Consider the following 18817-nt stretch of genomic DNA (forward strand, 5'->3'; position numbering starts at 1 on the left):
CTGGTCCGGCCCCGGCCGAGGGGACGGCCACGCGGGCGCCCCTCGGCGCGGAACCGGGGCCGGGGAGCCCGGGCGGCGCGGGCTAACCGAGCAGGGAGTCGAGCACGGGGCCGAACTCCTCGTCGGAGGTGCGGACGGAGACCGACTTCGCCTCGTGGTCGACCTCGATCCCCACGGCCCGCAGGTCGGGCACGGCGTCCTGGCCCGCGGCGAGCGAGCCGGGGTGCCACCAGTAGAGCTGGGCGCCGATGGGCTTGGCGGCGTCGGCGGCGAACTTCCCGGCGATCTCCTGCAGGTTCTCCATCGCCGCGAGGGGGTGCCCCTGGCCGAGCGGGTGGGCGATGAGCACCTCGGGGACGGGGAAGGCCACGAGGGCTCCGTGCGGGGCCTCGCCGATGTGTCGTCCGAGGGCGTGCGCCTGTGCGGCCACGTAGGGGTGCGGTCCGCCGATGTGTACGAGGCGGACCCCGTCGAGGTCGTGCTCGCTCACCTCGACGGGTTCGTCCAGGGAGCCGGCCACGGCCTCGGCGAAGACCTCGTCGTCGGGGCGGCCGGTGTCCTCGTGCGCCTTGCGGGAGAGGGGCTGCAGGCTCTGGGGGCTGTCGACCACGACGGTCTGCCACAGGCCGGGGGCGATCTCCCGGGCGAGGAGTTCCTCCAGGATCCCCTCGGGGAAGGCCGAGGCGGGGTAGAGGCGGACCCGGAGCCGTCCGGCCCCGTCCGCCCCGGGGTCGCCGTCGGGCGCCGGGGCCCCGGTGGCGCCGTCCGGCCGGGTGGCCTTTGCCAGCTGGTCGACGGCCGCGCGGGCGAACCCGGCCGCGTGGTGCGCGAGCTGGTCGGGGGCGGCGTCGGCCAGGGCGGAGCGGAACCCGCTGATGTCGGTGGTGGCCCGGTTGCCGTCGGGGAGCGGCACGACCAGCGTGTCCGCCTCCTCGAAGGAGACCTCGACGCCCTCCTCGCGGAAGGCGGCGACGAGGGCGTTCGCGACCGCGTCGTCCGCGCCGGAGTCCGCCGCGGGGGCTCCGCCGGGGGCCCCGCGCTCCCCTGCCGCGCGGGCCATGTACCCCCCGAAGTGGGTGGCCAGGCCGAGGCGCTGCTCCGGGGGCAGGACGGCCGCCTGGTCGAACGTGTCCTTGAGGTCGTTGTCCATGAGGACCCCGCCGTCGGGGAGGGAGACCCGCAGGCCGGTCGGCGGCAGGTACTCGGCGCGCAGCCCCTCGGCGGCGCACGCCTCGACCAGCGCCGCGCCGAAGTCCGCCGTGATCTGTTCGGTCGGCAGCTCCCGCGCCTCCGCGAGCCTGGCGCGCAGCCACGCGGGGACCGCCTCCTCGTCGCGGGGGAAGCGCTCCAGCTCCTGGGCGTAGGCGAGGGGGGCGGCTCCGGGGGCCAGTTCGGGTTCGGTGTCGTGGTTGTACTCGACGTTGAGCTGGTGGGTGTGGTGCACCGAGACGATCATGGAGAGCCAGGTCCCCTTGCCCTCCTGGTACCCGGCGCGCTTGAGGGCGCCGACGAGCTCGCCGACCCCCTCGGGGACCTCCACCTGGCTCACCTGGCCGTCGGCGTCCTGGACGGCGAGGGTCTCGTCCGTGTGGGCGCCGATGACCCTGGTCAGGTAGGTGAGCTGCTGCCATCCCTCGGGCACGGCCGAGACCAGCCGGCCCGCGAGGTCCTGCAGGAGGGGGCCCTGTTCCAGCGGGCCGGGCGTCGAGGCGTTCATGGTGCTCTCCGTGTCCGTTCGGCGACGTTCGCGCACCCTTCCTACCGTGCCGGGGCGGCGGCGCGCACCGCGGGGCGCGCCCGTCGCCGGGGGTTCACCGGTCGCCGGGCCCGCCGTCCGGTGCGCAGGGGCCTCCGGCCCGCCCGGCCCCGCGGGGTCACTCCGGGAGGGCGTCGAGGTAGACCCAGGCCCCGTCGTGGCGCAGGAAGCGGCTGTGTTCGACGAGCTCGCCCTCCCGGCCGTTCTCCCGGTACACGGCGCGGAAGGCGACCGTGCCCTCGTTGTGGAAGGGAGTGCCCTCGCCGGTGGACAGGATCTCCAGCCGCACCCACTGCGTGCGGGCGTCGAGGTCGAGGTCGGAGGGCCGGGTGCGGGGGTGCCAGCTCCGCAGGAGGTAGTCGCGGTCGCCGACGGCGAAGGCGCTGTAGCGCGAGCGCATCAGCTGCTCGGCGGTGGAGGCCGCCGCCGTCCCGCTGTGCAGGCGGCCGCAGCAGTCCCCGTAGGACTCCGGCCTCCCGCAGGGGCAGGGGGAGCCTGCTGCCATGGTGCGCGGTCGGGGGCTGGTGCGTGGGTTTCGCTGCGACATCCCCCCATTGTGGCCGGTCCGGGCCGTGGGCGGTCCCGGACGCGCGGGCTCCGGCACGGCGACCGAAGGGCCCCGGCCACGGGCGCCCGGCGGGCCGACAGGTCACATGGTGTTGATGACCAGACCGATGTGCGTGTAGTAGTTCAACGCCCCGAACAGCAGGAACGCCGCCCCGGCGACGCCCCACGCGACACCGATCACCGTCCACAGCCCCGATCCCAGGGACCTGAGTCCGAACGGGAACAGGACCGCGCCGACCCCCACGAGTACGTAGAGGCCGGAGATGAAGGTGGCCTCCAGCCAGGGGTAGGCGCCGAACACCCCGGAGATGGGCTCCTGCGGAGGGGCCGCGAAGAGCATGAACGCCCACCCCGCCGCGGCGATGCCGAACGCCGCGAGGCCGATGCCGAACACCAGGACGGAGAGGGGGCCCGCGACCCTCGCCGCGTGCGCGGCGGGGTTCTCGTGCCCGTTCAGGGCCTCGCCGCGCTTCCACAGGTACAGGGACGCCGCCAGGAGCAGGACGCCGAACACGAGGCTCGGCTCCCCGAAGACGATGTTGTCGAACGGGAACCCGCCCGCAGCGAGCGGCCAGGTCAGGGTCATGTGCAGGCCCGTGGTCGCCAGGAGCAGGCCGAGTGCCCCGAAGGCCAGCGCCCATCCGTCGGGCACGATCCGCCCGCCCCGCAGCAGCGCGCGGCCCAGGGCGACCACCAGCAGCAGTCCGGCGCCCGCGGCGACGGACATCACGGTGTTGTACGTGGGCATGGTCGCCCAGTCGATCGTCAGGCCGCCCTCGACCCCGGTCAGGAAGTCCCCCATGTGCCCCGCCCCCGTTCGAGAACCGGCCCGCGGGAAGAGCGCGGGCCGGTTCCGTAAAATTCGCACAGTGTGACGGCGGAGTCACGCATCGCCGCAGCTCTCGGGGCAATGAGCCGGGGTTCCGGCCGGGGCCGGCGGGCGACGGGGCACGGGGCTCCGTACGGCCGGTTCCCCGTCTACGAGAGGTTGCGCTGACGGACGTCCCACTCGGTGGAGCACAGGCCGCAGTCCTCGCCGACGAACTCGCCCCCCGCCTCCTCGTCCCCCTTGAGCCGCCACTTCAGCCACGCGGTCCCGACCCTGCCGTACTCGCCGCCGTTGGGTTCGGCGAAGGTCCCGAAGTGCCCGACGTCGAGGTTGCCCATGAACGCGGGCAGGTCCGAGGGGATCCGCTCCCAGTCGTCGAGGGCGTTCTCGTAGGCGATGTCGGTCGGCCCGCCGGCGAAGTAGGCGATCGGGGCGTGCAGGTCGTCGAGCAGGTGGTTGTCGGAGTCGCTCAGCAGCCCGCTGTTCCAGAGCACGGTGGTGGTGATCCGGGGGTCGTCGGCCACCTCGTAGGTCTCCAGCCCGCCGCAGGACTGGCCCATGACGGCGATGTTCTCCGTGTCGATCCTCCCCCGGTACTCGCTGAACAGGCGGCTGTTCTCCGCGATCGCCCAGTCGACGGCCTCGGTGAGCATCTCGGGGTCGGTCCTGCCGGTCCCGCCCGGGCGGCCGTTGGCGATGACCAGGAACCCGTGCGAGGCGAACTCGGTGAGGATGTTCTCGAACCACGTCCCGTCCGCGCGGCAGGCGCCGTTGCCCCAGGCGACGACGGGCAGCGTCTCGTCCCCCGGAAGGTCGACGGGCCGGTAGATGGTGTGGTCGCGCAGGCGGAGGGTGGTGACGTACCCGGCGTCGTAGGGGCCCGTTCCGCCGGCGGCCTCCACGCGGTCGGCGACGGCCGTGCCGGGGGCCGAAGGGACGAGGACGGCGGCCAGCAGGGCGACGAGGACGGCTGCCGTCCGGCGGCCGGGTGTGCGCGGTTCCATCTCGTGTCTCCTCAGGGGGTGCGGGGACAGCGGCCTCAGGCGCGCTGTCCCCCGAATATTCGACACCGGAAATCGGCTGTCAATCGCACTGGGACAGGACCGGTCGATCCACCGATGAAGCCGCGCCCGCCCCGGCGAGCCCTCGGGAAATGGGTGGGAAATCCGCCGCCCGATCCCTCTCCTTCCTTCACCCCGCCCCCTGCGACGGGTTCCCGTGTGCGGGGCGCGGGACGAATCCACCCGCGTGGGCGCCTCCGTGGCGTCGACCGCCCGTCGCCCCCTTTCCCTTTGGGACGAAGGACCTGAAACGCCCCTGACGCCTGGGCGCCGCCGCCCCCGGTCGGCCTCCCGCACCGGACCGCGACGGCGCACCCCCACCGAAGAGCAGATGGGCGGCGTTCGACCGCCGCCGGCGCACACGGAACCCGACCCTGCGGGGGGAACACCCCAGAGGGCCCTTCACCCACCGGCCGGGCAGGAAACCGAACCCCTGTCGGAAAACACCGAACAATCCACAACCCCGATAAAAATGACCACCACGACCCCAGAGACACACCCGAGCACCACAGAGAAAGAAACACCCCAGAGATCCCATCGGCCACATATATGGAACGGAAAACCGCACCGGAATCCGTTGAAGCACCTCTCGGAAAGCAGTACAGTATGCCTCCCCTATAGTTTTCCATTGACAAGCATCTTGTTCACGTGAAAAAAGGATCGCTTTCTCTCACCACCTCGACGAGAAGGGAACAGGTGGCTTGGCCACGACCCCCCGCGTGAAGCCGGCCGGGAGCCGCACGGCCCTCGTCGCGACACTTCTCCTGCTCCTCGGACCGGCTGTCCCGCTCCCCGCCCACGCCGGGGCACGCGCGCCGCAGCCCGGGGAGAGCGCCCCGGTCCCCCTCGACATCGTGGTCCTGGTGGACGAGTCCGGCTCCCTGGACCGGGACGACGTCGAGGCGGAGGCCAACGCGGCCTCGACCATCGCGCAGAGCGTCCTGGACCCCGGATCGCGCGTCACCGTGGTCGGCTTCGGCAGCAACAACGGCGAGTCGGGCCAGATCGCCGCCCGGGAGGTGTGCCGCCCCACCCTCGTCGACGAGGACGGGGGCCGCCAGTACCTGGCCGACTGCGTCGACGGCCTGGAGCGCCGCGAGGACTCCGAGGGCAACGACACCGACCACGCCGAGGCGCTGGGAGCGGCGCTGGGCCACCTGACCGGCGCGGACTCACCGGACGGATCGTCCAAGATCGTCTTCCTGCTCACCGACGGCGCGCTCGACGTACGCGACAGCCCCCAGTACGGCGCGGCCGAGCGCCGCAACGACAACGCCGCCGCCCTGGTCGGGGAGCACCTGGAACAGGCGGCGGAGCACGGCGTGCGGATCTGGCCCCTGGGGTTCGGGAGCGCCATCGACCGGGACCAGCTCGACGCGTTCGCCGCGGGCGGCTCGCAGGACACCTGCAACGACCTCGACGTCTCCGCCCCGGTGGCCCGCGTGGCCGACGACTCCTCCGACGTCGCGCGCTCCCTCCAGGAGGCCCTGGCCGCGGCGTCCTGCTCCCAGGTGGGGGAGCCCGCGGACGAGACCCTGGCGGGCGGGGGCCGGGCCACGCTGGAGGTCGACATCCCGCTCGTGGCGACCGACGGCGCGCTCATGGTCACCAAGAACAACCCGGCCATCCGCGTGGAGTACCTCGACCCCGAGGGCGAGTCGGTGGACACCGGCGCCGCCGAGCACCGCGGCTCCGCGATCACCGTCAGCGGTGAGAACAGCCCCGTCGAGGTGCTGCGCCTCGTCGACCCGATGCCCGGCACCTGGAGCGTCCGGCTCACCTCGCCCGAGGGGACCCCCGAGGAACTGGTGACGGCGCGGGCCCAGTGGAAGGGCTTCATCAACACCTTCCTCCGGGTGGAGGACGGGCAGGACCCCGGCGAGCTGGTGGTCCGGGTGGACATCCGCACCCGCCGCGGCCCGATCACCTCCCCCGAGGCCCTCGCCGACCTCGAGTTCTCCGCCGAGGCGGCCTTCCCCGACGGCTCCTCCACCCCCGTGGAGATCGGCGACGGGGGCGAGGCCCCCGACTCCGCGGCCGGGGACGGGCAGTACGCCGGCACGGTCTCCGTCCCCGAGGGGACCGGCGAGGTGACCTTCACCAGCCGGGTCCAGGGGCCCGGCGTGCCCGACGACGTGCACGAGTACGTGTACACCTTCGACCCCGGGGGCAGCAGCCTCCGGCCCAGCGTCTCCTTCGGAGAGCTCCCCGAACAGGTCTGGTCCGGCCAGGAGGTGGCCGGCACCCTGACCGTCGCCAACCAGGGGCCGCGGGAGGAGACCGTCGAACTGGTGCTCGCCCCCTCGGAGGGCCTGCTCGCCACCATCGCGCAGGACACCTCCGGCTTCGCGCCCGGGAGCAGCCGCAGCGACTTCACGGTCCGCGTCGGCGAGGGCTCCGAACCGGGCACGGCGACCCTCAACGTCCTGGCGGTCGACGCCCGGGGCGAGGTCCTGCACACCTCCCCCACGATCACGACGACCGTGCGCGCCGCCCCCGGCGCCCTGGAGCGGTACTGGTGGATCTGGGCCCCGCTGGCCGCCCTGGTCCTGCTCGGCGGGGGCGCGCTCCTGCTGGGCCTGAAACAGGCACGGGAGGGGCGGGACGTCAGGGGGATCGCCGTCACGCTCCACCGCGACGGCGTCGCCCTCCTCCCGCCCCTGAAGGCCCCTGCCAGGCGGAGCACGGTCTTCGCCTTCACCGTCCGTGAGGAGGAGGGGTTCGACCCCCGGCCGGACCACCCCCGCGGCTCCGGTCCGGCCCCCGTCCACGAGGTCCGGCGGCACCGCTCGGGCGGTGTGCGGCTGCACACCGCCGACGGCCGGGAGCGGCTCCTGCGCTTCGGCCAGGCCGGCGAGCCGCTGTCCGGCGGCCTGACCGTGTCCTTCGAGGACGGCCGAACACGCCGGAGGGAACCCTCCCCTCCCCCCGCGCAGCACGCGCACCCCCGGACGCCGGGCCCCGGTGCGGCCGCCCCCGAGCAGGGACCGCCGACCGGCGGCATCCAGCTCGACTGACCCCTCCCGAGGAACGACGCACAGCCGAAGGGTTCCCCTCTCCATGACGATGAAGCTCTACCAGCCGCTTCTGTACGTCGGTCTCGGCGGCACCGGCTGCCGTATCGGCGCCGAGCTCGAACGCCGTATGCGCGAGGAGTTCTGCGGCCCCGACGGGACCGAGTTCCAGAGGCGCCGCCCGGGCGCCGACCTCCTCCCCTACCAGCTGCCGTCCTGCGTGCAGTTCGTCTACGCCGACGTCAGCCGCAGCCAGCTGGACGCCATGCCCTCGAGCGTGGTGCCCGGACGCCAGTACTTCCCCGCGGTCGAGCGCACCGCCCACTACGTGCGCGACCTGCTGCCCGAGGTCCGCACCTACCCGGAGGCCGCGCGCAGCCTGCGGCTGAGCGCGGGCGAGACGGTGGGGCACTGGCTCCCGCCCGAGGCGGGCGAACCCCGGGTGGCGCCGCTGGACCACGGGGCCGGGCAGTTCCCCACGGTGGGCCGGGCCGCCCTGTTCGAGACCTTCCGGGGCGGCGTGGGGCCGGCCGTCGCCCCCCTGCACGAGGCGATCAACCGGCTCGCCACCTCGGCCGGGGACCTGGCCGCGCTGGGCGGCGCGCTGCCCCGCGCGTGCGACGTGTTCGTCTCGTTCTCCGTCGCGGGCGGCACGGGGGCCGGGATCTTCTACGACTACCTGCACCTGATCGCCCGGGCCTTCGAGCGCTCGGGCATGCGCATCCAGATCTACCCCCTGGTCCTCATGCCCTCGTCCTTCGACGAGGGGTTCGGCGGCGGGCGCAACGCCCGGCTCAACGCGGGCCGCGCCCTCCTGGACCTGTTCCGCCTCGTCGACGACCAGAACGGGCGCGAGGCCTCCCTGGAGCTGGCCGACGACACCCGTCCCTCGCTCCGCAGCCGCGAGGAGGCCTGCGTCCACTACCCGGTGGAGGGCCGCGTCCAGATGGCGTCCTCCACGATGCAGACGGCGTTCCTGTTCAACAGGCCGACCGGGACCGACCGCGAGGACCTGCACCGCTCGGTGGTCTCCCTGATGCTGTCCCTGGCCGGGACCGACCCCGACGACAAGGCCGAGGAGGCCCCCGCTGCGCAGCAGGAGTACCAGTCCTTCGCGGACAGCTTCATCAACGGGGACAGCAAGCGCGGTTCCTCGGCCGAGACGGGCATCGGCAACCAGGGCGTGTCGACCGCCCTGGTCGCCTCCATGACCGTGCCCGTCGACGAGATCGCCGACATCATCGGCTCCCGGCTGCTGCGCTCGGCGGTGGAGGACATGCAGGCGCCGATGCGCGCGCTCCCCCCGGAGCAGATCCAGGAGGCGCTGCGGAACTTCTTCTCCGAGGCCCAGCTGCACCCGCTCCTGGCCCGGACCGGCATCGGCTTCGCCGAACCGCAGCCCGCGGACGGCGCCAAGGAGGTCGCGGGGGCCCTGTACGACCGCGGCGAGGCCATGAAGCACAGCCTGGCGGCCCTGCGCTCCCGCCTCGCCCGCGAGGCTCCCGACCTGGCCCGGAGCTTCGACCACCGGGCCGGGGTACGCGCGCTGCTCTCCGGCCTGGACCCCTTCCAGGCGCTGCGCGTGCTCTCGGGCGACCCCCGGAGCAGCGATCCGACGGCGCAGCTGGGGGTCCTCGGCCTGATCCAGCGGCGCCGCGACGCACCCCCGCCCCCGGAGGGCATGAACGGGTTCCCGGCCCTGCCCGAGATGCGGGACCGGCTGGGCGGCCTGCGCAGGATCCGCTTCGCCGACCCCGAGCCCTCCGCAGCCCGGGCGCGCCAGGACGCCTGGTACGACTGGCAGACACGGACCGCCTGGAGCGAGGCCTGGGCAGCGGCCGAGCCCCGCTGGAAGCAGCAGACCGCGCAGATGGCGCGGGACCTGCCCGCGCTCGTCCAGCAGCTGGACGAGCACGCCCGGGCCGACCGCCCCCGCTTCGAACGGCTCTCCCGCGAGCTCTACCGGCAGCGCACCGGGGTCTCCTACCTCCTCCCCCCGTCCGGCGGCGACCTCGAACCGTTCTTCGCGCGGGTCCGGGAGCAGGTGGTTCGGGACCTGCACGAGTCGGGACAGCTGCACGCCTCCCCCACCGACGCCGAACTGGTCCAGACGCTCCTCGGACCGCACATCTGGGCGGAGGCCTTCGGCGCCGCCCTGGAGAGCGGTCCGGCCGAGGCCGTGGCCTTCCTTCGCGAACGGCTCAAGACCTGGGTCAAGAGTTTTTTGCGAGACCCGGAGTCCCCCAGGACCCACCTCCTGCCCCGGCTGGCGGACCTGCTCTCCCACGCCGCGGGGCAGACGGCGGGCAGGATCGCCGAGGAGGACCTGGCCCGCTTCCGCGCCCAGGTGGCCGGCCTGCTCCCGGTGGGGTACGACCCCCAGGGAAACGGCCCGCTCAAGATCCTGATCTCCTACGACTCCCCGACCAAGAACGCCGCTGTCGAGCAGTGCCTGAGGGAGATGCTCAACCTGCCGCGGGGCGCCGGGCACAGGTTCGAGTACCGGGTGACCGGCGCCGAGAGCATCAGCGTGGTCCTCTTCCGCAGTTCCATGGGCATCACCGAGGTCCCCGAGGTCCGGGAGGTCATGCGGCTGTGGTCCGACGCGCTCATCCGCCACGAGCCCGGCGACCACCTGCCCTGGCGCCAGCGGCTCGGGTACGACTTCAGCCACCTGGCCACGACGGAGCGGCACCGGGTCCGCATCCTGCAGCGGCTGCTCAGCGCCCTGTGGAACGGGAGGGCGTCCGTGGTCGGCGACCCGTCGGCCCCGGACGAGGTCCGCTTCACCCTGGGCGGCGGGGTCACCATGCCGCTGCGGCTGGCGCCCCTGGGCCGCACCTCCTCCTGGGGCAGCCTGCTCCAGGCCTACGAGCGCTGGGCCTTCACCGGCGAGGACGGCATCACGGGGCAGTTCAGCACCCAGCTCATGCGGGAGGTGCCGTTCGGCGTCGACAGCAGGCCGGAGCCCCCGCACCCGGTCTTCGAGGCCTTCTGCCGCCTGGCCGACGACCGGAGCGAGGCGCGGCGGCTGGAGCGGATGGCGCAGGGCCTGCCCGGCAGCTCGCGCGGCAGACTGCTCCAGGCACGGGACTTCTGGGAGCTCACCGTGCCCGCCGCCATGGACCTGGACTTCACGGGGGTGCACATGCCGCTGTTCTCCAACCTGGGGCAGCTGCGCTCGGAGGCGTCGGCCTCGGGCGGCGGGGCGGGACACGGGTACCGGACCGCGGGCCCCGGGGAGCCCGGTCCCGACGGCATGGACTTCGGCGGGGACGGGGTCGGGAACGGCCTCGGACGGTCCGGCGGCCGGGAGGGTGACCCGCTGCGATGAGCGTGCGCCTGTTCGACCTGCGCGGGAGCAGCCCGGCGGAGGCCCTGGGGGCCGTCCTCGGCGAACTCGGGGAGGGCACCCCCCTCACCGGGGCCGACCGGGTCGTCCTCCTGGACGGGACCCGGCTGCTGGCCGGACACGCGGCCGCCTACGAGGCGGTGTTCACCAGCGGCCGCGTCCGCTCCGCGGTGTGCGTCGCCGTGGGCCCCCCGACCGCGGACGCCGGGCGCCGGTTCCTGGACCGCCCCGGCCAGCTGGGCCCCGGGCGCGGTGTGGCCACCCTGTGGGTCGGTGACACCACGGGGGTGGACTGGGGCATCCGGCCGCCGGGGCCGCCCCGGCCCCGGCCCGGTGTCCCCGCCGGTTCCGGGGCCGGCCTGGAGCACCTGCTCGCCGCACTGGGGCAGGTGGAGGTGTTCGACCGCGTCGTGGAGCTGAGCGGCGAGCTGCCCGAGGCCGCCGCCTCGCCCGGCCTGTGCTGGTCCGAACCCGACAGGGGCGGCGGCGCGGCCGATTCCGCACTGGCCGCGGCCCTGCGGCGGTACGCCTCCGGAGGGGGCGCGTCCGGGGGCGGGACCGGAACGGTCCCGGCCGCCGCGCCCTCCCGGGGGAACCTGCTGGCGGACCTCGTGGCGGGCGCCCGCCGGCCCCGTCCCGTCGACGTCGTCGGCGGCACGGGGGAGCTCGGGGCCCGCGAGCGCCACGCCCGGGACGCGGCCGCCGCAGCGGAGGAGGCACTGGCCTCGCTCTCCGCACCGGGAGGGGCGTTCGCACGCACCACACCCGAACGCGTGCGACGGGAGGAGCTGCGGGCCGCCGGGGAGGCGCTGGACGCCTACCGCGCCCATGTCGACCGGCTCTTCCGCGAGCTCTCCCCCCTGACCGGGAACCGGCTCGCGGCCGCCCTGGGCCGGGCCGGGGTCCGGGGCGCGCCGCCCACCCGCGAGGAGGTCGACGAGGCGCTGGGCGCGCTCGCCCGGCTCCTGGACGAAGGGGTGCGCGGGGGCGCCCCGCTCGACGGACTCGCCCGGGACCTGGAGGAGGTCTCCCGACGCGTCGCCCCCCGTGACGGCGCCGCCCCTCCGCAGCCGGGCCCGGAGGTCCCCGACGACGTGCTGCGCTCCCTGGCGGACCCGCCCCCCTTCCCCCTGCCGGGGCCGCTGTCCCCGCTCCTGATCCCGGCCTTCCTCCTGCCCGTGCTGCCCGCGCTCGCCGGCGGCCCCGCGGGGCTCGCCGGGGGGATCGCCACCGCCCTGGCCTGGGTCCTGGCGGTCACCGCGGGCGCACGGAGGGCCCGCGGCCCGGGCGGCGGGCTGCCGACCGCCGTCGCGCACGCGGTGGCGGCGTTCTCCGGGGTCCTGGCGGGGCTGGGCGCGGGCGGGGTGCTGCAGCTCGGCCTCGTGGTGCCGCCGCCCGTGTGGCTGTCCCTGGCGGTCCCCGCCTGCGCGGCGGCCGGGGGCGGCGTGCTCCTGTACACGTGGTCCCGGCTCGCCCGCAGGTGGCGGGACCGGATCGCCCCGGAGCGGGCCGACGCGTCCGTCACCGCCCTGGCGGCGCTGGTCGACCGGCGTGCGCGCGAGTCCTGGTACCCCGGGGCCGCGCGGAGCGGGGTGGCCGACGCCGCCCGGTCCGCCCAGGGGGCGGTGCGCGCCGTCGCCGACGCCTTCGCCAGGACGGCCGCCGCCCTGCCGCCGCCCTCCTCGCACCCGGAGGAACTGGAGGCGGTGGTGCGCTCGGACCTGTCGGCACTGGCGCGCGCCGCGCTGGAGCCGGTGCTGGCCGGGCTGCGCTCGGGTACGCCTGTCGGCGACCTCTCCCGGAGGGTGCACGGCACGGCGACCGACCTGTTGGAGGGGTACCGGGAGCACCTGGCCCGTGCGGGCGCCCACGTCCCGCCCCGCTTCGCCGACCCGGACACGCCCCGGCAGGTCCGGGGCGGCCCCGACCTGGACCGGGCGCTGGACACGCTGCGCCTGGCTCCGGAGGACCGCATGCTGCAGCTGTGCGACCCGGGCCACCTGTCCCTGCTGGGCGAGAGCGCCCCCGCGGTGCGGGCGGTGCGCTTCGCCCCGTACTCGCTGCGCGCGGGGGCCGCTGTGTACGGGGACCCGGACTCGGCGTTCCCGGACCGTTCGGCCGTGTGGACGCGCGAGGGGGCGCTCACGGGAGTCCTGCGGCTCGTCCCGCTGCGCCCGGGGGTGGTGCGTACCCGGTGGTCCCGGACGGAGCCGTCGGACGGCGGGCACGGGGGCGCGGCGGGGCGTCCCGTTCCGGACCCGGAGGAGGACCCGGCGGGCGCGTTCGCCGCGGGCGCGGCCGGGGGGCCGGCGGAGGCGCCGGAGGTGCCCTTCGGGGAGGACCCCGCGGACAGGCCCCGCGGGGGCGCGGAGGGCAGGGGGGCCGGGACCGACCGGCCGGAGGAGGACTACCTGCGTTGAACGAGCACAGTGCCGTGGAGGCCGCCTACCTGACGCCCCGCCGGGAGAGCGCGCGGTGCCGCCTGGTCCCGGCCCCGGACCGGACCGTCGACGCGCCGACGCACCCGCTGCTGGACCTGGTGGCGGTGCACGACGAGGTGTCCGGGCGCGACCTGCTCAGGCTGTCCGTGCGCCCCCTCGACGGCGAGCGCGTCCAGGACCGGGCCCGGGCCTTCGCCGCCCTGGACAACGAGATCCTCGCGGGGGTCAGGCTGGCCAGGGCCTCGCACGGTCCCCCGCCGGCGGAGCTGAGCCGCCTGGTCGGCTACCGCGACGACCCCGCGGAGCCCTTCGCCCTGCTGGAGCCCTACCGGGGCGAACCCCTCGACGCGGTCCTGGGCAGGCGGCTGCTGTTCGAGGAGGAGCGGGCGGCCTTCCGGGAGGGCCTGTTCCGGGCCCTGTTCTGGCTGCAGGCCTGCGACGTGGTGCACAGGGACATCCGGCCCGGGACCGTCCGCTGGGACGGCGGGGGCGGGGGCGTGCAGGTGTGCGGCTTCACCAGCGCGACCGTGGCCGGCGTGGCGCGCGAGTCGGTGGGCGTCGGCCCGTGGGCCTCCCACGAGCAGCGCGCGGCGGTGGGGCGGTGCGACCCCCGTGACGACGTGTGGTCGGCGGGCCTGGTCCTGTTCCAGGCCCTGAGCGGCCACGACGTGTCCGGCGGAGGCATCCTTCCGCTGGACGGGCACCCCGGGCTGGCCGTGCAGCTGGAGGGGGTCTTCGCCGGGGAGGCCGAGGAGCGTCCCGGGGCCGGGGAGCTCCTGGCCCGGGTGTCGGGTGCGGTGCCGCCCCACCGGGCCGGGGTCGGCGACCACCTCCGGCAGGGCCGCACGAGGTTCCGGGAGAACAGGGAGCGCAAGAGGCTCGCGGCCGGGTGGGTCCCGCCGGACGGGGACGGGTCCGCGCCCGAGGGGCCCGCGCCCCGTGCCCCCGCCGCGCCCGCCGCGGGTGGGCCCCCGCCCCGCGCAGCCGCCCGCGAGGAGGAGCCGGTCGGTGGGGCGGGCCGGTCCGGCTACGTCGGCCTCGCGCTCCTGCTCGTGCTGATGGTGGCCGTGTCCGTCGCCCTGTTCCTCCGCTTCGGCTGACCGAGAGGCTGACCACCCATGACCGACGACTCCGCGGACGCCCCCCGTGTCCTCTGCCCCGTGTGCCTGAGCCGGGTCGGACCGGACAGCGGGGAGCTGAGGGAGTGGCGGGACGGCGAGTACCGCCCGCTGTACGTCCCGGACGGGGCCACCGAGCACATGCGGCTCCGGATCATGCGCACCCGGGCCCAGGTGCTGTGCCCCAACAGGGGCAACGAGTACCCCGAGCACCACCTCCCCTACCAGTACGTCAACCAGCGCCGCGACCCGGTCGTGGTCGCCCTCGTCGGGGCGCCGCGGTCCGGCAAGACCCACCTGCTCGCGTCGATGGTCGGCGCGATCCAGGAACAGGGCCTGAACCGGTTCGGCCTGTCGGCCTCCCCCCTGGACGTCAACGCGTACGAGCGGTTCACCAACACCCGGGTCCGCCCCCTCCTGGGCCAGGGCCGGGTCCTGGCGCGCACCAACGACGACGTGTGGGAGTTCGAGGTGGGACTGATGGTCTCCGACGGCTCCGACCAGCGCGCGGTGGCCTTCTTCGACGTCGCGGGAGAGGTCATGGACACCGTCGGCAAGGTCTCGCGGCAGGCGTTCTTCGACAAGGTGGACGGGTTCGTGTTCGTCGTCTCCCCCGACGACCTGGAGGACGACCGCGCCGACACCACCTTCTCCGCGGTCCTGGACGTGGTCGAGGACAAGCAGGACAAGGCGGCCGTCGTGGTGGTGGGCAAGGCGGACGTGTACCGCTACGAGCACCCGGTGGACCGGTGGCTGCGCGACGGGGTGAGCCTGGACGACGCCTCCCGCATCGCGGCCGAGACGGAGGACCTCTACGCGTTCATCGACCGGTACGACAAGGGCGGGAGCTACCTGAGGCCGTGGACCGAGTTCGGCAGGAGCGCGATCCACGCGGTCTCCGCGACGGGGGGAGCCCGGCTTCCGGACAGCCCCAGCTACTCGCGCCCGGTCCGGCCGCAGCGCACCCTCCAGCCCTTCCTCACGCTGATGGCGATGACCGGGGTCGCGACGGCCCCGGGGGCGCGGGGGGTGGGGCTGTGACCGCGGAGCAGGGAGCCGGGGGGACCGGCAGGGAGCCCTTGGAGCGGATCTCGTTCGGCTACCGCAGGCAGGGCCTGCTGGGGACGGGCATCGGACCCGTGGGCACCTCGCTGTCCGACAGCGCCGAGGGCTACATGCGGCTCGTCACGTGGCGGGACCGGCTGGACGGGGTGGTGGCCCCGGAACTGCCTCCCGAGCACACGGAGCCGAGCTACTGGTACCGCAGGTTCCAGGACGGGCAGGGCGCCCTCCTGCGCCGCCTGCCCGAACCCGCCCCGTCCGACCGCCGGGGCAGCCGCGCCCAGGCGGTGGTCGGCGACGACCTGAACGCGCCCCGCGCGCTCCTGGTCGCGCTGGAGGCCGTGCCCGAGCTGAGCGCGTGGCTGTCCGAGCCCTGGGACTCCGAGCGGGGCTGGGCCTGCACGGCGCCGGCCCTCGTCCCCGGGAGCTTCTCCGACCTGCCCGAGCGGTTGGAGCGCGAGGCCGCGGCACAGGCGGGCCTGGCGCCCCTGGTGGCGAGGCTGCTGCAGGCCCCCGGCTCCCCCGTGGACGTCGTCGTCCCGGCGGGCGCCCCCGCCCCGGACGAGAGGACGAGGCTGCTCCTGCTGTGGGGCGCCTACGTGGTCCTGCGGGACGTGGTCGGCACCGAGCGCAAGCCCCGGGGCGGGCGGTCCGACTGGTCCTTCTCCACCTACGAGCCCTGGCCGGAACGCGGTACCGTCCCGACACGGCCCAAGATCGCGTTCCGGCCGCCGGGGCCCGCGGCCGGTGCGGGGTCCGGCACCGCGCTCGACGTCCTCTCCGGCGGAGACGGGTCCTTCCACCACGACCTCGCCCGCTGGCTCGTCGGGCACCTGGAGGCGGGCACCCTGCCCGAGGCCACCGAAGGGCTGCAGGAGGACCGCACGTCCGAGCACCCCCGGGTTCTGGAACTCCTGGCCGGGCGCATGCGGCGGTCGTCGGCGCGCTCCTCCCGGTGGGGGAGCGCCCCCTGGGGCGACCCGCCCCGGTTCTCGCCCCGCGCCATGGAGGACGCCCTGCGGCCGGCGGGGCCCGCGGCCCCGGACGCCTCCGCGGGCCCCGCCGGATCGGAGGAACGCACCGGCCGGGCCGGGCACCGGGCCCCTCCGCTCCGGCGCCCCTCGTCGCGGACGGAAGGGGCTCCGGACCCGGTCCCCGGTTCCCCCGCGACCGGCGGGCCGCGTGTTCCCCCGGCGGACCGGGGACCGGCCCCCCGGCCGGACGCCGACCCGGCGCCCGGGACCGTCGTCCCCTCCCTCGGGCGCCCCGGCCGGCCGGAACCCGCGGCGACGCCTGCGGACCGCGTCCCGGAGGAGCTGCTGCGGCTCCTCGACGAGTTGGGCCGGACCCGGGACCCGGACCGGATCAGCGACCTGGCCACCCGGATCGTCGAGCACCGGTACCCGGGGTTCGGGCGCAGGCTCGTGGTGCGCGGAGCCGCGGCGGGCGGGTGGGAGGTCCGCCCGGGGCTCGTGGCCGCCCTGATCGTGCAGCTCCTCCTCGTGCTGATCGCGGTGGCGGTGTTCACGGGCAGTTAGGATGGCCTTTGTTGGAATCATTCCAGAAAAGTGCTTGAATGGGCCCATGCACCAGACGGAGACGGAGGCCCTCCTCCGGGAGGCCTCGCTACGCGTGACCCGGCCACGGGTGGCGGTCCTGGAGGCTGTCGGGGCTCATCCGCACGCCGATGCCAGCACCGTCCTCCAGGCGGTCCGCGGCCAGCTCGGTGCGGTGTCCACACAAGCGGTGTACGACGTGCTCAGGGCTCTGACAGACGCCGGGCTCGTCAGGAGGATCGAACCGGAGGGGTCGGCGGCGCGCTACGAGCGGAGGGTGGGGGACAACCACCACCACGTGGTCTGCCGCAGCTGCGGCGTGATCGCGGACGTGGACTGCGCCACCGGAACCGCCCCCTGCATGACGGGTTCACAGGACCACGGCTTCGCCATAGACGAGGTCGAGGTCACCTACTGGGGCGTATGCCCCGCCTGCCAAGAGGCCTGACACACGACCGGTGCTCCACCGCAGCACCAAGAGATCCCACCTTAGGACCGAGGAACGAATGTCGCACGACAACACCAAGCCGCTGACGACAGCCAACGGCGCCCCCGTCGCGGACAACCAGAACAGCCTGACCGCGGGCCCCCGCGGCCCGATGCTGCTCCAGGACCTGTGGTTCCTGGAGAAGCTCGCCCACTTCGACCGCGAGGTCATCCCCGAGCGCCGGATGCACGCCAAGGGTTCCGGAGCCTTCGGCACCTTCACGGTCACCCACGACATCACCCGGTACAGCAAGGCCGCGATCTTCTCCGAGATCGGCAAGCAGACCGAGATGTTCGCCCGCTTCTCCACCGTCGCCGGTGAGCGCGGCGCGGCCGACGCCGAGCGCGACATCCGCGGCTTCGCCCTGCGCTTCTACACCGAAGAGGGCAACTGGGACATCGTCGGCAACAACACCCCGGTCTTCTTCTTCCGCGACCCGCTGAAGTTCCCCGACCTGAACCGCGCCGTCAAGCGCGACCCGCGCACCAACATGCGCTCGGCCGAGAACAACTGGGACTTCTGGACCAACCTTCCCGAGGCCCTGCACCAGGTCACCATCGTCATGTCGGACCGCGGCATCCCCGACGGCTACCGCCACATGCACGGCTTCGGCTCGCACACCTTCTCGTTCGTCAACGAGGCCGGCGAGCGCTTCTGGGCCAAGTTCCACTTCCGCACCCAGCAGGGGATCAAGAACCTCACCGACGAGGAGGCCGCCAAGGTCGTCGCCGAGGACCGCGAGTCCTCGCAGCGCGACCTGTTCGAGGCCATCGAGCGGGGCGACAACCCGAAGTGGACGTTCTACGTCCAGATCATGCCCGAGGCCGAGGCCGCGGACTACCGCTTCCACCCCTTCGACCTCACCAAGGTCTGGTCCAAGAAGGACTACCCGCTGATCGAGGTCGGCGAGTTCGAGCTCAACCGCAACCCCGAGAACTACCACGCGGACGTCGAGCAGGCCGCCTTCACCCCGGCCAACATCGTCCCGGGCATCGGCATCTCGCCCGACCGCATGCTCCAGGGCCGCCTGTTCTCCTACGGTGACGCCGCCCGCTACCGCCTGGGCGTCAACCACCACCAGATCCCGGTGAACTACCCGCGCGGCGCCAAGCTGGTCAACACCTACCACCGCGACGGCGCCATGCGCGTGGACGGCAACCAGGGCGGCGTCCCCGGCATCGAGCCCAACTCCTACGGCCGCTGGCAGGAGCAGCCCCAGTACGCCGAGCCGGCGCTGGCCGTGGGCGCGACCGCCGACCGGTTCGACTACCGCGAGGACGACGACAACTACTTCGAGCAGCCCGGCAACCTGTTCCGCCAGATGACGCCGGAGCAGCAGCAGGTCCTGTTCGAGAACACCGCCCGTGCGATCGACGGCGCCTCCCAGGCCACCATCGAGCGCCACATCGGCAACTGCACCAAGGCCGACGCCGCCTACGGCGAGGGCGTGCGCAAGGCCATCGAGGCCCTGCAGGCGGGCAAGGTCTCGCCGGCCGAGGCCAACCCGAACAACGTTCCGGCCTGATCACACGCCTGAACGCCTGAGCACCCGGGTGCCAGGACACCGAGCCGAC

12 protein-coding genes are annotated in these 18817 nt (G+C 74.5%); 8 read left to right on the forward strand and 4 right to left on the reverse strand.

What is annotated here, in order from left to right; translation table 11 throughout:
* Positions 1 to 82: 82 nt before the first annotated feature.
* The 4 genes from ACFQBR_RS07400 to ACFQBR_RS07415 all read right to left on the reverse strand — a co-directional run bounded on the left by ACFQBR_RS07400 (position 83) and on the right by ACFQBR_RS07415 (position 4156).
* Positions 83 to 1717 carry a hypothetical protein gene (locus ACFQBR_RS07400; RefSeq protein WP_344177864.1) on the reverse strand — a complete coding sequence of 545 codons (1635 nt, stop codon included), beginning with the start codon at positions 1715 to 1717 and terminating at the stop codon, positions 83 to 85.
* Positions 1718 to 1874: 157 nt separating this feature from the next.
* Positions 1875 to 2303 carry a YchJ family protein gene (locus ACFQBR_RS07405; RefSeq protein WP_267949329.1) on the reverse strand — a complete coding sequence of 143 codons (429 nt, stop codon included), beginning with the start codon at positions 2301 to 2303 and terminating at the stop codon, positions 1875 to 1877.
* A gap of 102 nt (positions 2304 to 2405) precedes the next feature.
* Positions 2406 to 3125, reverse strand: coding sequence for a DUF981 family protein (locus tag ACFQBR_RS07410; protein ID WP_267949328.1), 720 nt, complete (start codon positions 3123 to 3125; stop codon positions 2406 to 2408).
* Positions 3126 to 3301: 176 nt separating this feature from the next.
* The gene (locus ACFQBR_RS07415; protein WP_344177868.1) at positions 3302 to 4156 is read right to left on the reverse strand and encodes a poly(ethylene terephthalate) hydrolase family protein; all 855 of its coding nucleotides are present in this window, start codon (positions 4154 to 4156) and stop codon (positions 3302 to 3304) included.
* 758 nt (positions 4157 to 4914) lie between these two features.
* Between ACFQBR_RS07415 and ACFQBR_RS07420 the strand changes: the two genes are divergently transcribed.
* Genes ACFQBR_RS07420 through ACFQBR_RS07455 form a run of 8 tightly spaced genes read left to right on the forward strand, consistent with a single transcriptional unit; the run spans position 4915 to position 18768 of the window.
* Positions 4915 to 7230, forward strand: a complete 2316-nt coding sequence (locus ACFQBR_RS07420) for a vWA domain-containing protein (protein ID WP_344177870.1) — start codon at positions 4915 to 4917, stop codon at positions 7228 to 7230.
* Between the two features lie 43 nt (positions 7231 to 7273).
* On the forward strand, positions 7274 to 10561 hold the full coding sequence (locus ACFQBR_RS07425) for a tubulin-like doman-containing protein (RefSeq protein WP_344177872.1): 3288 nt from the start codon (positions 7274 to 7276) through the stop codon (positions 10559 to 10561).
* The gene (locus tag ACFQBR_RS07430; RefSeq protein ID WP_344177874.1) at positions 10558 to 12999 is read left to right on the forward strand and encodes a hypothetical protein; all 2442 of its coding nucleotides are present in this window, start codon (positions 10558 to 10560) and stop codon (positions 12997 to 12999) included. Before ACFQBR_RS07425 ends, ACFQBR_RS07430 begins: the two co-directional genes overlap by 4 nt.
* A complete protein-coding gene (locus tag ACFQBR_RS07435; RefSeq protein ID WP_352985419.1) occupies positions 12996 to 14120 on the forward strand; it encodes a protein kinase family protein in 1125 nt (374 codons plus the stop codon). The genes ACFQBR_RS07430 and ACFQBR_RS07435 overlap by 4 nt, the downstream gene beginning before the upstream one ends.
* An 18-nt stretch (positions 14121 to 14138) precedes the next feature.
* The gene (locus ACFQBR_RS07440) at positions 14139 to 15179 is read left to right on the forward strand and encodes a TRAFAC clade GTPase domain-containing protein (RefSeq protein WP_344177879.1); all 1041 of its coding nucleotides are present in this window, start codon (positions 14139 to 14141) and stop codon (positions 15177 to 15179) included.
* Positions 15176 to 16738 carry a hypothetical protein gene (locus tag ACFQBR_RS07445; RefSeq protein WP_344177880.1) on the forward strand — a complete coding sequence of 521 codons (1563 nt, stop codon included), beginning with the start codon at positions 15176 to 15178 and terminating at the stop codon, positions 16736 to 16738. Before ACFQBR_RS07440 ends, ACFQBR_RS07445 begins: the two co-directional genes overlap by 4 nt.
* Positions 16739 to 16784: 46 nt before the next feature.
* Positions 16785 to 17204: a Fur family transcriptional regulator gene (locus tag ACFQBR_RS07450; protein ID WP_344177883.1), complete on the forward strand. Its 420-nt coding sequence runs from the start codon at positions 16785 to 16787 to the stop codon at positions 17202 to 17204.
* Between the two features lie 58 nt (positions 17205 to 17262).
* Complete coding sequence (locus ACFQBR_RS07455) at positions 17263 to 18768, forward strand: catalase (RefSeq protein ID WP_267949319.1); 1506 nt, start codon at positions 17263 to 17265, stop codon at positions 18766 to 18768.
* Positions 18769 to 18817 lie beyond the last annotated feature (49 nt).

This window comes from Nocardiopsis tropica, assembly GCF_042660575.1.
GTDB classification, from domain to species: domain Bacteria; phylum Actinomycetota; class Actinomycetes; order Streptosporangiales; family Streptosporangiaceae; genus Nocardiopsis; species Nocardiopsis tropica.

What these genes read in the sequence shown, in the direction of transcription:
- ACFQBR_RS07400 (WP_344177864.1), bottom strand. Translation starts at nt 1,717, where the DNA reads ATGAACGCCTCGACGCCCGGCCCGCTGGAACAGGGCCCCCTCCTGCAG.
- ACFQBR_RS07405 (WP_267949329.1), bottom strand. Translation starts at nt 2,303, where the DNA reads ATGTCGCAGCGAAACCCACGCACCAGCCCCCGACCGCGCACCATGGCA.
- ACFQBR_RS07410 (WP_267949328.1), bottom strand. Translation starts at nt 3,125, where the DNA reads ATGGGGGACTTCCTGACCGGGGTCGAGGGCGGCCTGACGATCGACTGG.
- ACFQBR_RS07415 (WP_344177868.1), bottom strand. Translation starts at nt 4,156, where the DNA reads ATGGAACCGCGCACACCCGGCCGCCGGACGGCAGCCGTCCTCGTCGCC.
- ACFQBR_RS07425 (WP_344177872.1), top strand. Translation starts at nt 7,274, where the DNA reads ATGACGATGAAGCTCTACCAGCCGCTTCTGTACGTCGGTCTCGGCGGC.
- ACFQBR_RS07430 (WP_344177874.1), top strand. Translation starts at nt 10,558, where the DNA reads ATGAGCGTGCGCCTGTTCGACCTGCGCGGGAGCAGCCCGGCGGAGGCC.
- ACFQBR_RS07440 (WP_344177879.1), top strand. Translation starts at nt 14,139, where the DNA reads ATGACCGACGACTCCGCGGACGCCCCCCGTGTCCTCTGCCCCGTGTGC.
- ACFQBR_RS07450 (WP_344177883.1), top strand. Translation starts at nt 16,785, where the DNA reads ATGCACCAGACGGAGACGGAGGCCCTCCTCCGGGAGGCCTCGCTACGC.
- ACFQBR_RS07455 (WP_267949319.1), top strand. Translation starts at nt 17,263, where the DNA reads ATGTCGCACGACAACACCAAGCCGCTGACGACAGCCAACGGCGCCCCC.